Annotated in this window: 12 protein-coding genes; 6 read left to right on the top strand and 6 right to left on the bottom strand. The window is 72.1% G+C overall.

Annotated features, from left to right (window positions below; translation table 11 throughout):
• Positions 1 to 39: 39 nt before the first annotated feature.
• Entirely contained in the window at positions 40 to 516 is a 477-nt protein-coding gene (locus ACFY1L_RS40150; RefSeq protein ID WP_232652354.1) for a MarR family winged helix-turn-helix transcriptional regulator, read from the top strand.
• Here the strand turns inward: ACFY1L_RS40150 and ACFY1L_RS40145 are convergent.
• Both ACFY1L_RS40145 and ACFY1L_RS40140 read right to left on the bottom strand, forming a co-directional pair.
• Entirely contained in the window at positions 513 to 1,940 is a 1,428-nt protein-coding gene (locus ACFY1L_RS40145) for a sensor histidine kinase (protein ID WP_388836183.1), read from the bottom strand. The two genes, ACFY1L_RS40150 and ACFY1L_RS40145, sit on opposite strands and share 4 nt — an antisense overlap.
• Positions 1,937 to 2,602, bottom strand: a complete 666-nt coding sequence (locus ACFY1L_RS40140) for a response regulator transcription factor (protein WP_388836180.1) — start codon at positions 2,600 to 2,602, stop codon at positions 1,937 to 1,939. Before ACFY1L_RS40140 ends, ACFY1L_RS40145 begins: the two co-directional genes overlap by 4 nt.
• 117 nt (positions 2,603 to 2,719) lie before the next feature.
• Between ACFY1L_RS40140 and ACFY1L_RS40135 the strand changes: the two genes are divergently transcribed.
• A complete protein-coding gene (locus tag ACFY1L_RS40135; protein WP_388836177.1) occupies positions 2,720 to 3,277 on the top strand; it encodes a PepSY domain-containing protein in 558 nt (185 codons plus the stop codon).
• A gap of 7 nt (positions 3,278 to 3,284) precedes the next feature.
• Here the strand turns inward: ACFY1L_RS40135 and ACFY1L_RS40130 are convergent, their stop codons facing one another.
• From ACFY1L_RS40130 to ACFY1L_RS40120, 3 genes are all read right to left on the bottom strand, one after another.
• Positions 3,285 to 4,595 (bottom strand): MFS transporter, encoded by a 1,311-nt coding sequence (locus ACFY1L_RS40130; protein WP_388836174.1) that lies wholly within the window; start codon positions 4,593 to 4,595, stop codon positions 3,285 to 3,287.
• 171 nt (positions 4,596 to 4,766) lie between these two features.
• Complete coding sequence (gene meaB / locus ACFY1L_RS40125; protein WP_361264829.1) at positions 4,767 to 5,723, bottom strand: methylmalonyl Co-A mutase-associated GTPase MeaB; 957 nt, start codon at positions 5,721 to 5,723, stop codon at positions 4,767 to 4,769.
• Between the two features lie 56 nt (positions 5,724 to 5,779).
• Positions 5,780 to 6,982 (bottom strand): acetyl-CoA C-acetyltransferase, encoded by a 1,203-nt coding sequence (locus ACFY1L_RS40120; RefSeq protein WP_388836169.1) that lies wholly within the window; start codon positions 6,980 to 6,982, stop codon positions 5,780 to 5,782.
• A gap of 148 nt (positions 6,983 to 7,130) precedes the next feature.
• Between ACFY1L_RS40120 and mce the strand changes: the two genes are divergently transcribed.
• The 3 genes from mce (at position 7,131) to ACFY1L_RS40105 (ending at position 12,791) form a co-directional block, all read left to right on the top strand.
• A complete protein-coding gene (gene mce / locus ACFY1L_RS40115; RefSeq protein ID WP_361264823.1) occupies positions 7,131 to 7,571 on the top strand; it encodes a methylmalonyl-CoA epimerase in 441 nt (146 codons plus the stop codon).
• A gap of 210 nt (positions 7,572 to 7,781) precedes the next feature.
• On the top strand, positions 7,782 to 11,660 hold the full coding sequence (gene scy, locus ACFY1L_RS40110; RefSeq protein ID WP_388836165.1) for a polarized growth protein Scy: 3,879 nt from the start codon (positions 7,782 to 7,784) through the stop codon (positions 11,658 to 11,660).
• A 195-nt stretch (positions 11,661 to 11,855) separates the two neighbouring features.
• Positions 11,856 to 12,791 (top strand): cellulose-binding protein, encoded by a 936-nt coding sequence (locus tag ACFY1L_RS40105; RefSeq protein WP_361264817.1) that lies wholly within the window; start codon positions 11,856 to 11,858, stop codon positions 12,789 to 12,791.
• Positions 12,792 to 12,854: 63 nt separating this feature from the next.
• On the opposite strand, the gene ACFY1L_RS40100 is transcribed toward ACFY1L_RS40105, so the two are convergent.
• Entirely contained in the window at positions 12,855 to 13,415 is a 561-nt protein-coding gene (locus ACFY1L_RS40100; RefSeq protein ID WP_388836161.1) for a TetR/AcrR family transcriptional regulator, read from the bottom strand.
• A 102-nt stretch (positions 13,416 to 13,517) separates the two neighbouring features.
• Here ACFY1L_RS40100 and ACFY1L_RS40095 point away from each other — a divergent pair, with 102 nt between their 5' ends.
• Positions 13,518 to 14,906 carry a DHA2 family efflux MFS transporter permease subunit gene (locus ACFY1L_RS40095; protein ID WP_388836158.1) on the top strand — a complete coding sequence of 463 codons (1,389 nt, stop codon included), beginning with the start codon at positions 13,518 to 13,520 and terminating at the stop codon, positions 14,904 to 14,906.
• Position 14,907 lies beyond the last annotated feature (1 nt).

Below are 14,907 nucleotides of genomic sequence, written 5' to 3'. Positions count from 1 at the left end.
CACTAGTTCGCCTTTCAACATTTTAGGTAGACTTCATTCATGGAGACCGAGACGGCCACCCGCTGGCTGACCGATGCGGAGCAGTGCGCCTGGCGCACCCACCTGGAGGTCAACAGGCTGTTGACGTACCAGCTCGAAAGGGACCTGCAGCCGTTCGGCCTGACAATGAACGACTACGAGATCCTGGTGAACCTCTCCGAGTCGGAGGACGTTCGGATGCGGATGAGCGACCTCGCGTCCGCCACCCTCCAGTCCAAGAGCCGCCTCTCCCACCAGATCACGCGGATGGAGAACGCGAACCTGGTCCGCCGCGAGAACTGCGAGTCCGACCGCCGCGGGCTCTACGCGGTCCTCACGGAGCACGGCATGGAGACGATGCAGAAGGTCGCGCCGCATCATGTGGCGTCCGTCCGCCGGCACTTCATCGACCTGCTGTCCCCCGAGGCCATGGCGGAACTCGACAAGGCCCTGAAGCCGATCGCGGAACACCTCCGCGGACAGCGGGGGCGCCCCTAGCCGTCCGACGTCACGACCGGCAGGCGGAGCTCGAACAGGGCTCCGCCTGCCGGTGCGTTGCGGACCGTGAGCGTTCCGCCGTGTCGTACGGCCACGTCGCGGGCGATGGCGAGCCCGAGCCCGGCCCCGCCGTCGTCGCGGCTGCGGGCGGCGTCGAGCCGTACGAACCGCTCGAACACCCGCTCGCGGTCGCCCTCGGGCACCCCGTCCCCGTCGTCGGCGACCTCGAGCACCGCGTGGTCCCCGTCCCGCAGTACGCACACCGTGACCGCCGAACGGGCGTGCCGCTGGGCGTTGTCGAGCAGATTGGCCAGCAGTCGCTCCAACTGGCCCCGGGATCCTGCCACTTCCACCGCGTCCACGGTGTCCGACGTCACGCCCTTTCGCCGAGCGGCCTCCTCCCGGGCCAACGCGCCCAGGTCGAAGCGCGCGTCCGCCGGCCGCTCCCCCGCGTCCAGCCGGGCGAGCAGCAGCAGGTCGGCGGCGAGGCGCTGCAGTCGTACGGTGTCCTCGACCGCGCCCTCCAGGTCCAGCAACTCGCGGTGTGCGACGCCCACTTCGAGCTGGGTGCGCAGGGAGGCGATCGGGCTGCGCAGCTCGTGGGAGGCGTCGGCGACGAAGCGGCGCTGGCGTTCCACGGAGGTCTCCAGGGCGGCCAGCGTCTCGTTGGTGGTGCGGGCGAGGCGGGCGACCTCGTCGTGGGTGTCCGGGACGGGGACGCGGCGGGCCAGGTCCTCGGAGGCGGTGATCGCGGCCATCTCGCCGCGGATGCCCTCGACGGGGCGCAGCGCACGCCGGGTGACCAGCCAGGTCACGCCCGCGACGACGCCGAGCAGCAGCGGAAACCCGATCAGCATGACGGTCTGCGCGGTGCGGACGGCGCCCTGTTCGGCGGAGAGCGGGGCGCCGGCGTAGACGGTGAGTTCGCCCTTGCCGTCGACCTCGACCCGTACGGCGGCGAAGCGGTAGTCGGCTCTCTCGCCGTCGATGGTGGCGGAGCCGTTGGTGAAGGTGGTCCTGTCGTCGATCTCGCCGGGTTCGAGGGCGGAGTCGTGGTCGTCCGCGTCGTCGTCGGAGTCGTCGCCGGCGCTTGCGGATGCGCTCGGCCGCGGCTTCACGGCGTCCGTGTCCGTGCCGCCGATCTTCTCGAGGTCCTCGCTCACGGCGACCAACGTGCCGTTGGCGTCGACGACTTGGACCGGCTCCTCGTCCCCGTCCAGGGACAGCTCGTCGTAACGCTTCCCCACGGCCAGATCGGTGGCGACCGAACGCGCGGTGCGCTCCGCCTGGGTGCCCGCCTGGCCCAACAGGTTGGACCGCAGGGACAGCAGTACGGCGGCTCCGGCGGCGACCAGCGCCACGGCGACGACGAGGGTGGCGGCGAGGGTCGCCCGGGCCCGCACGGAGCCGAACAGGCGCCTCATCTCGCGGTCTCCAGGCGGTAACCGGCGCCCCTGACCGTCCGGATGAGCCCGGCGCGCAACTTGCGCCGCAGCGTGCTGACGTACACCTCGACGATGTTCGGATCGCCCTCGTAGGCGAAGTCCCAGACGTGCTCCAGGATCTCGGCCTTCGACACCACCGCACCGGCCCGCACCACGAGTTGCTCCAGGACGGCGAACTCCTTGGCGGTGAGGGTGACTTCGTCGACGCCCAGGAAGACCCGGCGGGCGGCGGTGTCGACCTTGAGGTCGCCGTGGACGTGCACGGGGGATGCCCCTGAGCCCTGGCGCCTCCTCAGCAGCGCCTTGATGCGGGCGACGAGGACGACGTACGAGAACGGTTTCGTCAGGTAGTCGTCCGCGCCGGTGTCCAGGCCCTCCGCCTCGTCGTACTCGCCGTCCTTGGCGGTGAGCATGAGGATCGGGACGTCGTTCCCGGCGGCGCGCAGCGCGGAGCAGACGCGGTAGCCGTTCATGCCGGGCAGCATGATGTCGAGGATCAGCAGGTCGTAGGGCGACTCGCTCGCCCGGTGCAGTCCCTCCAGGCCGTCGTGGACGACGTCCACGGCGTAGCCCTCGGCGGTCAGGCCCTTGGCCAGGGACAGGGCGAGACGTTTCTCGTCCTCGACGATCAGCAGGCGCATGCAGATCAGGGTCGCAAACCGAAGCTGAAGGCATCTTCAGGAGGCTTCAGGTTCCGCTCAGTGTCGGTCGGCGAGTGTGGTTCCCGTCGAAACCGAAACGACTCGGGAGGAACCCCCATGAAGCGCAAGCTCGTCATCGCCGCCGTCACCGCGTCCCTCGTGATCGGTGGAGGTGCGGCGGTCGCCTTCGCCGACGACGAGGCGCGCACCGGCGGCACCGAGGCGCACGTCGCCGACACGGACGACAGCACCGACGGCGTCGGCAGGGCGGGCGCCGCGCACGCCACCGCTGCCGACGCCATCGCCGCCGCCCTGAAGCACACGCCGGGCACCGCCGTCGCCGCCGACCGGGACGACGACGGCGCGGGCGCCTGGGAGGTGGACGTCGTCAAGGGCGACGGATCCGAGCACACGGTCCGGGTCTCCCCCGACACCGGCAAGGTCCTCGGCGCCCACCGCGACCACGACGACGACGGCCGCGACGACCTCGCCGCCCTGAAGGGCACGAGCGCGGACGCCCGCGAGGCCGCGGTGGCCGTCGCACCGAGGGGCACGGTCACCGACGTCGGCCTGGACGACGACGGCCCGGCGGCCTGGAGCGTCGAGACCACCAAGGGCGAGTGGCAGGTCGACGCCCGCACGGGCAAGGTCACGCAGGACGGTGACGACGACTGACGGGCCGTCACACTGCGGGTACGGCCTCCTCGCCGTCCCGTTCCGGCACCGTGCGAGGGGCGCTCGGCTCACGGGCGCCCCTCGCCGTTGCCAGTGCCGTCAGCAGAGCCGCCGCCCCGGCCACCGCGAAGCACAGCGCCGTCGGCGCCGCGCCCACCAGCAGCCCGGCTCCGGCCGAGCCCGCCGTGATGCCCGCGTTGACGGCCGTGTTGACCCAGGCACCGGCGCGGACCCGTGCCTCGGGGGCGGCCGCGTCGTCGGCGATCAGATAGGCGGTGGTCAGGGCCGGCGCGACGAAGAACCCGGTCGCCGCGAGAGCGACGGCGAGCGTGCCGAGGCCGGTGGCGAGCCCGGCGGCGCCCAGCGCCAGCCCCATGCCGGCCACCGTCAGGGGCAGCCGCACCCGGGCCGAGAGACGCCAGGAGACCGCCCCGTTGAGCAGACCGCCGACAGCACTGCCGCCCGACAGCGCGGCCAGCGTCCAGGCCACGGCGTCGTCGCCGTAGTGCCGCTGCCCGGCGAAGGCCACGACCACCAGGTCGGCCGCGCCCAGCGTGAGCCCCACGCCCGCAGTGGCGACGACGGGCCGGAGGATTCCGCGCAGCACGCTCCGCTCGCCGGCCGGCCGCCGGGCGGCGCTCCGCCCGGGAAGGCGTCCCCGCAGACCACGCCACCGGCGCACGGCCCCTCCGGCGGCGCGCATCGCCCGCACGGCCGGCGATGTCACGAAGCCGGCGAACCCGGCCACCATCAGGCACGTCCCGAGGACGATCCCGGCCGCCGGCGGAGCGAACCCCACGAGGACGCCGACCAGCAACGGCCCCGAGACGAAGAGGAGTTCCTCGGCGACACCGTCGAGGCTGTAGGCACGCTGCAACAGCGCACGGTCCGGGGCGAGTCGGCCCCACACCGCCCGCATGGTCGGGCCCAGCGGCGGAGTGCAGGCGCCGGCCGCCGCGGTCACGGCACCCAGGACGAGCGGCGGGGTCTCGCCCGGGCGCCAGACCAGCACCGTCAGCAGCCCGAGCAGCCCGGCGTAGGCGGCGACCATGGGGACGAGCGCGCGGCGCGGCCCGTGCCGGTCGATCAGGGCCGCCCGGGCGGGTGACAGGAAGACACTGGTGCCGCCGAACAGCGCCATGACGGTGCCGGCCACCGCGTACGACCCGGAGGAACGGGTCACGGCGAGCATCACGGACAGCGGGACGACGCCGTACGACAACCGGCCGAGCAGGGCGGTGGCGAAAGTACGGCGGGCATGCGGGATGCGGAGGACGACGGCATACGACGGCCTCCGTGCAACAGACGTGGAAGACACGGGAGTTCAGTCCTCGACTCGAGGCGGAAAGGGGACGCCTGATCGCCGCGCGTCGGCTGCGGTGGGTCACCGTGTGCCGTGCGCGGGCCGGGCGGGCCCTATGCCAAGAGGAGGTACATGTGGATCAACGTATCAGCGGGGACGGGGAGTTGGCCACGGAAATACGCCGGGTCAGCTCTGCGTCAGGCCTGCCACCAGCTCGTCCGCCGCGCGGTACGGGTCCAGCTCCCCGCCCACGATCCGCTCCGCCAGCGCGCTGAGGCGGCGGTCTCCGTGCAGGTCGCCGATGCGTTCGCGCAGGGCCGTGACGGCGATGGTCTCGACCTCGCGGGAGGCGCGGGCGAGGCGCCGCTCGGCCAGGACGCCGCGCTCCTCCATCCACGCGCGGTGCTTCTCCAGGGCCTCGACGACCTCGTCGATGCCCTCGGCGCGCGCGGCGACCGTCTTGACGATCGGCGGGCGCCAGTCGCCGGGGCCGCGGGACTCGCCCAGGCCCAGCATGTGGTTCAGCTCACGGGCCGTGGCGTCGGCGCCGTCCCGGTCGGCCTTGTTGACGACGTACACGTCACCGATCTCGAGGATGCCGGCCTTCGCCGCCTGGATGCCGTCGCCCATCCCCGGAGCCAGCAGGACCACGCTGGTGTCCGCCTGGGAGGCGATCTCGACCTCCGACTGGCCGACGCCGACCGTCTCGACCAGGATCACGTCGCAGCCCGCCGCGTCCAGCACACGGATCGCCTGCGGGGCGGCCCAGGCGAGGCCGCCCAGGTGGCCGCGGGTCGCCATCGAGCGGATGTAGACGCCGGGGTCGGAGGCGTGCTCCGACATCCGCACCCGGTCACCGAGGAGGGCACCGCCCGAGAAGGGCGAGGACGGGTCGACGGCAAGGACGCCGACCCGCCTGCCCTGCTTGCGGTACGCCGTCACCAGCGCGGAGGTCGACGTGGACTTGCCGACGCCCGGGGAGCCGGTCAGGCCGACCACATACGCGTTGCCCGTGAGCGGTGCCAGCGCCTCCATGACCTCCCTGAGCTGCGGGGACGCCCCCTCGACCAGCGAGATCAGCCGGGCCACGGCCCGCGGCCGGCCTTCCCTGGCCTGGGTCACCAGAGAGGAGACGTCCTGCATCACAGCTCCGTTCAGAGATCGCGTACGTACGTGCACTCAGGCTTGCGCAAGTGCACTCAGGCCTTGGGTACCCGCACGATCAGCGCGTCACCCTGACCGCCGCCGCCGCACAGCGCGGCCGCGCCCACGCCGCCGCCCCGGCGCTTGAGCTCCAGCGCCAGGTGCAGCACCAGACGGGCACCGGACATGCCGATGGGGTGGCCGAGGGCGATGGCTCCGCCGTTCACATTCACCTTTTCGGTGGACACTCCGAGGTCCTTCATTGACTGGACCGCGACGGCCGCGAAGGCCTCGTTGATCTCGATCAGGTCCAGGTCGGAGACGTCCAGGCCCTCCTTCTTCAGGGCGTGCAGGATCGCGTTGGACGGCTGGGACTGCAGCGAGTTGTCCGGGCCCGCCACGTTGCCGTGGGCGCCGATCTCGGCGATCCAGTCCAGGCCGAGCTCCAGCGCCTTGGCCTTGCTCATCACGACCACGGCCGCCGCACCGTCCGAGATCTGCGAGGCGGAACCGGCCGTGATCGTGCCGTCCCTGGTGAACGCCGGGCGCAGCTTGCCCAGGGACTCGGCGGTGGTGTCGCCGCGGATGCCCTCGTCCTTGCTGAAGACGACCGGCTCGCCCTTGCGCTGCGGGATCTCGACCGGGGTGATCTCGGCCTCGAAGATGCCGTTCTTCTGAGCGGCCGCGGCACGCTGGTGGGACAGGGCGGCGATCTCGTCCTGCTCGGGGCGGAGGATGCCCAGGCGGGTGTTGTGCTTCTCCGTGGACTCGCCCATGGCGATGTTCTCGAAGGCGTCGGTCAGGCCGTCGTGGGCCATGGCGTCGAGCATCTCGATCGCGCCGTACTTGAAGCCCTCGCGGGACTTCGGCAGCAGGTGGGGCGCGTTGGTCATGGACTCCTGGCCGCCCGCGACGACCACGTCGAACTCGCCGGCGCGGATCAGCTGGTCGGCGAGCGCGATGGCGTCGAGGCCCGACAGACACACCTTGTTGATGGTGAGCGCCGGGACGTTCATCGGGATGCCGGCCTTGACGGCGGCCTGGCGGGCCGGGATCTGCCCCGCCCCGGCCTGCAGCACCTGACCCATGATCACGTACTGCACCTGGTCGCCACCGATCCCCGCACGGTCGAGGGCGGCCTTGATCGCGAAGCCGCCGAGGTCGGCTCCGGAGAAGGACTTGAGAGAGCCCAGCAGCCGTCCCATGGGCGTACGCGCCCCCGCGACGATCACCGAGGTCGTGCTGTTCGATCCAGACATGAGGTGAGATCCCCTTCCGGCTGCACTGCCGAGGAGTGAACGAGGGTTTACTTCGAATGTACTGAGTGGCACTCCGTGCCGTCACCCGGCGGTCGGTGTGATCGCTGGCACGTTGCGTAACCATCCGAAGAGCGCTGCACTGACAAACATGCTGACGCGAATCGACCACATCGGAATCGCCTGTTTCGATCTCGACAAGACCGTCGAGTTCTATCGGGCCACGTACGGCTTCGAGGTGTTCCACTCCGAGGTCAACGAGGAGCAGGGCGTCCGCGAGGCCATGCTCAAGATCAACGACACGTCCGACGGAGGCGCTTCCTACCTGCAGCTTCTGGAGCCCACGCGACCGGACTCGACCGTCGCGAAGTGGCTCGACAAGAACGGCGAGGGTGTCCACCACATCGCTTTCGGTACGGCAGATGTCGACGGGGAGGCCGCTGATATCCGCGGCAAGGGCGTACGCGTTCTGTACGAAGAGCCCCGACGCGGTTCCATGGGGTCACGGATCACCTTCCTCCATCCTAAGGATTGCCATGGCGTTCTGACAGAACTGGTCACTTCGGCGCCTGTTGAGTCACCTGAGCACTGACCCCCGTACATATGGGCCGGTAGGGTTGGGGGCGGTCGCCGCTCTTTGGGGGGTGATCGCACGCCGGGGACCAGGTTTCGGGGGGCGAGCGTCGGGGCAGCAGCCCGTGCTCCGCCGTTGATCTGACACCATTCCCCGGGGGCCCCGTTCGGCGGATGGACGGAGCTCGTTTGGCCAGACTTGCGACCAGGGGACGGATGGGACCGCGCAGTGCGGGGCTACGAACGCCAGGAGCGAGAGCCGGCGGCTGACGTCGACCACCTCTCTCGGTTCGAGGCCGAGATGGAGCGGCTGAAGACCGAGCGGGAAAAGGCGATCCAGCACGCCGAGGACCTCGGCTACCAGGTCGAGGTGCTGCGCGCCAAGCTGCACGAGGCGCGCCGCACCATCATGTCCCGGCCCGCCTTCGACGGCGGCGACATCGGCTACCAGGCCGAGCAGTTGCTGCGGAACGCCCAGATCCAGGCCGACCAGCTGCGCCAGGACGCCGAGCGCGAGCTCAGCCAGGCGCGGGCGCAGACCCAGCGCATCCTCCAGGAGCACGCCGAGAACGCCGCGCGGCTGCAGGCCGAGCTGCACCAGGAGGCGGTCACCCGCCGCCAGCAGCTGGACCAGGAGCTGTCGGAGCGCCGCCAGACCGTCGAGTCGCACGTCAACGAGAACGTGGCCTGGGCGGAGCAGCTGCGCGCCCGTACCGAGTCACAGGCCCGCCGGCTGCTCGACGAGTCCCGGGCGGAGGCCGAGCAGGCGCTGGCCACCGCCCGTGCGGAGGCCGAGCGGGTCGCCGCCGAGGCCCGGCAGCGGCTGCAGGCGGACGCCGAGTCGGCCCGCGCGGAGGCCGAGCAGCTCCTGCTCCGGGCCCGTACGGACGCCGAGCGGCTGCTGAACGCCGCCTCCACCCAGGCCCAGGAGGCCACCGACCACGCCGAGCAGCTGCGCTCCTCCACCGCCACGGAGTCGGACTCCGCCCGCCGCCAGGCGCAGGAGGCGAGCCGGGCCGCCGAGCAGCGCATGGCCGAGGCCGAGGAGGCGCTGCGCAAGGCGCAGGCCGAGGCCGACAAGCTGGTCACCGAGGCCACGGCGCAGGCCGAGAAGGCCCTCGCGAGCGCCGAGTCGGCGAACGAGCAGCGCACGCGTACGGCCAAGGAGCAGGTCGCCCGGCTGGTCGAGGAGGCCACCAAGGAGGCCGAGTCCACCAAGGCGGACGCCGAGCAGGTCGTCGCGGACGCCCGCGCCGAGGCCGAGCGGATCGTCGAGGAGGCCGCCGAGAAGGCGCGCACGATCACCGCCGAGGAGAGCGCGACCCAGCTGTCGAAGGCGGCCAAGACCGCCGAGGACGTCCTGAACAGGGCGCAGGAGGACGCGCAGAACACCACCAAGGCGGCCGCCGAGGAGGCCGAGCGGATCCGCCGCGAGGCGGAGGCCGAGGCCGACCGGCTGCGCGCCGAGGCGCACGACATCGCCGAGCAGCTCAAGGGCTCGGCGAAGGACGACACCAAGGAGTACCGCGCCAAGACGGTCGAGCTGCAGGAGGAGGCCCGTCGGCTGCGCGGCGAGGCCGAGCAGCTGCGCGCCGACGCGGTCGCCGAGGGCGAGAAGATCCGCGCGGAGGCCCGCAAGGAGGCCGTCCAGCAGATCGAGGAGGCGGCCAAGACCGCCGAGGAACTGCTGGCGAAGGCCAAGCAGGACGCGGACGAGCTGCGCCAGAAGGCCACCACGGACAGCGAGAAGGTCCGTACGGAGGCCATCGAGCGGGCGACCACACTGCGCCGGCAGGCGGAGGAGACCCTCGACCGCACCCGCAAGGAGGCCGAGCGGCACCGCGCGGAGATCGTCGAGCAGGCCGAGGGCATCAAGGCCGACGCCGAGCGGGCCGCGCTCGAGCTGCACGAGGAGACCGAGCGGGCGATAGAGGCACGCCGTGCGGAGGCCGCCGAGGGGCTGACCCGGCTGCACACGGAGGCCGAGGAACGTCTCGCCGCCGCCGAGCAGGCGCTCACCGACGCCCGCGAGGAGGCCGCGCGGATCCGCCGCGAGACCGCCGAGGAGTCCGAGCGGCTGCGCGCCGAGGCCGCCGAGCGGATCCGCACGCTGCAGGCGCAGGCCGAGGCGGAGGCCGACCGGCTGCGCAACGAGGCCGCGTCGGACGCCTCCGCCTCACGCGCCGAGGGCGAGGCAGTCGCCGTACGTCTGAGGTCGGAGGCCGCGGCCGAGGCCGAGCGGCTGAAGTCGGAGGCTCAGGACACCGCCGATCGTGTACGGGCGGAGGCGCAGGCCGCGGCCGAGCGGCTCGGCACGGAGGCGTCGGAGACCCTGGCCGCCGCGCAGGAGGAGGCCAACCGGCGCCGCCGCGAGGCCGAGGAGTACCTCGGCACGGCCCGCCAGGAGGCCGACCAGGAGCGCGAGCGGGCCCGCGAGCAGAGCGAGGAGCTGCTGGCCTCGGCGCGCAACCGCGTGGAGGAGGCGCAGGCCGAGGCGCTCAGGCTGGTCGAGGAGGCGGACCGGCGCGCGAACGAGATGGTGTCGGCGGCCGAGCAGCACGCCCAGCAGGTACGGGACTCCGTGTCCGGGCTGCACGAGCAGGCCCAGGAGGAGATCACCGGGCTGCGCAGCGCCGCCGAGCACGCGGCGGACCGTACGCGGCGCGAGGCGCAGGAGGAGGCGGACCGGGTCCGCGCCGACGCGTACTCCGAGCGGGAGCGCGCCACCGAGGACGCCAACCGCATCCGGCGCGAGGCCGCCGTGGAGACGGACGCCGCCAAGTCCCTTGCCGAGCGCACCGTCTCGGAGGCGATCGAGGAGGCGGAGCGGCTGCGGTCGGAGACGGCCGAGCACGCCCAGCGGGTGCGTACGGAGGCCTCCGACGCGCTCGCCGAGGCCGACCAGGCCGCCGCACGCACCCGGGCGGACGCCCGCGACGACGCCAACCGCATCCGGTCGGACGCGGCCACGCAGGCCGACACCCTCATCACCGAGGCGCGCAACGAGGCCGAGCGGCTCACCACCGAGACGATCACCGACACCGACCGGCTGCGCACGGAGACGGTCGCCGAGGCCGAGCGGGTGCGGGCCGAGGCGGTCGCCAAGGCCGAGAAGCTCATCGCGGACGCCACCGGGGACGCCGAGCGGCTGCGCGCCGAGGCCGCCGACACGGTCGGCTCCGCGCAGCAGCACGCCGAGCGGGTGCGCAGCGAGTCCGAGCGCGTCAAGGCCGAGGCCGCGGCGGAGGCCGAACGGCTCGTCAACTCCGCGCGCGAGGAGGCCGAGCGGACCCTCGACGAGGCGCGCAGGGACGCCAACAAGCGGCGCCAGGACGTGGCCGAGCAGGTCGACACGCTCATCACGGAGACCACGGCCGAGGCCGACAAGCTGCTCACCGAGGCGCAGCAGCAGGCGCACAAGACCACCGCCGAGGCGGAGTCGCAGGCCGACACCATGGTGGGCGCGGCCCGCAAGGAGGCCGACCGGCTGGTGTCGGAGGCGACGGTCGAGGGCAACGCCCGGGTGGAGAAGTCCCGTACGGACGCGGACGAGCTGCTCGTCGGCGCCCGCCGTGACGCCACCTCGATCCGGGAGCGCGCCGAGGAGCTGCGCGACCGCATCACCGGCGAGATCGAGGCGCTGCACGAGCGGGCCCGCCGCGAGGCCGCCGAGACGATGAAGTCCACCGGCGATCGCTGCGACGCGCTCATCAAGGCCGCCGAGGAGCAGCTGGCCAAGGCGCAGGCGAAGGCCAAGGAGCTGGTCTCGGAGGCCAACTCCGAGGCGGGCAAGGTCCGTATCGCCGCCGTGAAGAAGGCCGAGGGGCTCCTGAAGGAGGCCGAGCAGAAGAAGGCGGCGCTCGTGCGGGAGGCCGAGGAGCTCAAGGCCGAGGCGATCCGCGAGGCCAAGCGCACGGTCGAGGAAGGAAAGCGCGAGCTGGAGATCCTGGTGCGGCGGCGCGAGGACATCAACGCCGAGATCTCCCGTGTCCAGGACGTCCTGGAGGCGTTGGAATCCTTTGAGGCCCCGACGGCGGGCAAGGACAACGGCGTCAAGGCCGGCGCCACGGTCGGCGCCCCTCGTTCGGGTAAGCCGTCGGACAGCTAGTCGGACAGCTGATCGACAGGTCCAAAAGCGGTGTCGTCTGGGGCCTTTGACCAAGTTTTTGGCAAGTGGTCCCAGGGTTAGCCACTCAAAAGGGGTGTCATTCTCCAGATCAAACACGTATCCGCTCGATGACACACCGCTTCGGCCCCTAGGATTCCCCCTATCACCTCACCGGTCTCATTTGACAGGAACCCCATGAGCGACACTTCCCCCTACGGCTTCGAGCTTGTGCGGCGTGGGTACGACCGCGCTCAGGTGGACGAACGGATCTCCAAGCTCGTCTCCGACCGTGACAGCGCTCTCGCCCGCATCACCGCTCTGGAAAAGCGCATCGAGGAGCTCCACCTCGAGACGCAGAACGCCCAGGCGCAGGTAAGCGACGCGGAGCCGTCGTACGCCGGCCTCGGCGCGCGCGTCGAGAAGATCCTCCGCCTCGCCGAGGAAGAGGCCAAGGATCTGCGCGAGGAGGCCCGACGCGCGGCCGAGCAGCACCGCGAGCTTGCGGAGTCGGCGGCCCAGCAGGTCCGCAACGACGCAGAATCGTTCGCGGCGGAGCGCAAGGCCAAGGCCGAGGACGAAGGCGTCCGGATCGTCGAGAAGGCCAAGAGCGACGCCTCGCAGCTGCGTTCCGAAGCCCAGAAGGACGCTCAGTCGAAGCGCGAGGAGGCCGACGCCCTCTTCGAGGAGACCCGCGCCAAGGCCGCGCAGGCCGCCGCCGACTTCGAGACGAACCTCGCCAAGCGCCGCGAGCAGTCCGAGCGCGACCTGGCGTCCCGTCAGGCCAAGGCCGAGAAGCGCCTCGCGGAGATCGAGCACCGCGCGGAGCAGCTGCGCCTGGAGGCCGAGAAGCTGCGCACCGACGCCGAGCGCCGCGCCCGCCAGACGGTGGAGACCGCGCAGCGCCAGGCCGAGGACATCGTGGCCGACGCCAACGCCAAGGCCGACCGGATCCGTTCGGAATCCGAGCGCGAGCTGGCCGCCCTCACCAACCGCCGCGACAGCATCAACGCCCAGCTGACGAACGTCCGCGAGATGCTCGCGACGCTCACGGGCGCCGCGGTGGCCGCCGCCGGTTCGCCGGCCGAGGACGAGCCCATCTCCCGTGGGGTTCCGGCTCAGCAGTCCCGGTAACCAGTAGCACGACCCAGGGCCCGCACCGTCTCCCCCGAAGGTGCGGGCCTTCGGCGTGCCCGGCTACCTGACCAGGGGGAGAAAGACGTCGTCGACGATCTCCACCAAGGTGGCCTCCGTCAGCGGCTCGCTGCGCATCACGATCTCGTTGCGCACCAGGTCCGTGGGCAGGGTCATGATCCGCGGCGAGATGTCGGCCGTGGGGATCTCGCCCCGGTCGGCGGCCCGTTCGAGCAGCGTCGTCATCACGTCACGCATGATCTCGAAGACCTCGGCCCGCTGTTCGCCGATCTCCGCCAGCACCCCGTGCACGACGTCCTGACCGATGTCGCGCTGCCGCTCGGCCATCATCCGCAGGACGGCCAGGACGTCCTCGCGCAGCGATCCGGTGTCCGGGACCCGGTCCGCCATGGATCCGCCCTGACGCCGGCGCAGGGCCGCGACCACCATTTGCGCCCGGTTGCCCCAGCGCCGGTAGAGGACCTGCTTGCCCGTGCGCGCCCGGGCCGCGACGCCCTCCATCGTCAACTTCGCGTAGCCGACGGCCTTGAGCTCTTCCCAGGCCGCGTCCAGGAGGTCGGCCTCCAGGGCGGCACCGCGCCGCCGGGTGGTCTCCGCGGGCACTGACCCACCTCCCCTTTAAGAGACCTTGCGTCTCCAACCGGGGTCAGCCTATCGTCGACGTAAGAGACGAGACGTCTCTTAATGACTTCATGGGGGACCCGTATGCCCGAAGAACGCCTCGACCCGGCCGTCCTCAAACTGGCCGGAATCCTCGTCCTCGGCGCCCTCGCGCCACTCCTGGACAGCACCATCGTGTCGATCGCGATCCACACCCTCGGCCACGACCTGCACGCCTCGACGGCGACCGTGCAGTGGGTGAGTACGGCCTATCTGCTGGCCCTCGCCATGGTCGTGCCGGTGAGCGGGTGGGCCGCCGAGCGGTTCGGGGGCCGACAGGTCTGGCTGGCCGCGCTGACGCTGTTCCTCGCCGGATCACTGCTGTGCGGGGTGTCCTGGAACATCGGGCCGCTGATCGTCTTCCGGGTGGTGCAGGGCGTGGGCGGCGGGCTGATGCTGCCGGTGCTGCAGACCCTGATCCTGAGGGCCGCCGGGGGACAACGACTCGGCCGCCTCATGGCCGTCGTATCACTGCCCGCCCTCGTCGGCCCGATCCTCGGCCCCGTCCTCGGCGGCCTGATGGTCGGTCACCTCAGCTGGCGCTGGATCTTCTACGTCAACCTGCCGATCTGTCTGCTCGCCGTCGCGCTCGCATGGCGGGGCGTGCCGAGGGACGCGGGCAGGGCCGGCGCCCGCCTCGACCTGACCGGCCTCGCCCTGGTCTCCCCCGGGCTCGCCGCGCTGGTCTACGGCCTCTCCCAGGTCGGCGACCAGGGCGGCTTCGGGCACGCGCGCGTACTGGTGCCGCTGTGCGCCGGGGCGGTCCTGGTCGCCGCCTTCGCCCGCCACGCCCTGCACAGCGCCCAACCCCTCGTCGACCTGCGGCTGTTCCGGGTGCGGTCGTTCTCGGCGGCCTCGGCGCTGACCTTCACGGGCGGGCTGACGCTGTTCGGCGGGATGTTCCTGCTGCCGCTGTACTACCAGCAGGTGCGCCACGAGAGCGTGATCGCCGCCGGGCTGCTGCTCGTCCCGCAGGGCGTCGGCGCACTGCTGGCCCGGGCGACGGGCGGCCTCACCGACCGCCTCGGTCCCCGCCCCGTCGCGGTGGCGGGCCTGCTCCTGACCGCCCTCGGCACGCTGCCCTTCGCCCTCGACGCCCGGAACGGCCTCCTCCTCGCAGCCGCCCTCCTGATCCGCGGCTTCGGCATGAGCGCGGCCAACCTCGCCCTGCTGGTCGGTGCCTTCCAGGGCCTGGCCCCCGAGCGCATCCCGCACGCCAGCTCCACGACCCGGATCGTGCAGCAGCTCGGCGGCTCCTTCGGCACCGCGATCCTGGCGGTCCTCGTCCAGCGCGGCGGCGCGACGAACACCGCCTTCGCCCACACCTTCCTCTGGACCGCCCTCTTCACCCTCCTCGCGGCCGGCGTCGCCCTGCTGCTCCCGGCGCGCCGGCCCGAGCCCGCTCAAGTGGCAGCGCCCGTACGCCCGTCTTAGC

The organism is Streptomyces sp. NPDC001663, assembly GCF_042893105.1.
GTDB lineage: Bacteria > Actinomycetota > Actinomycetes > Streptomycetales > Streptomycetaceae > Streptomyces.
The sequence above is the reverse complement of the archived record's forward strand: the minus strand, read 5'-3'. Positions and strand labels throughout refer to the sequence as shown.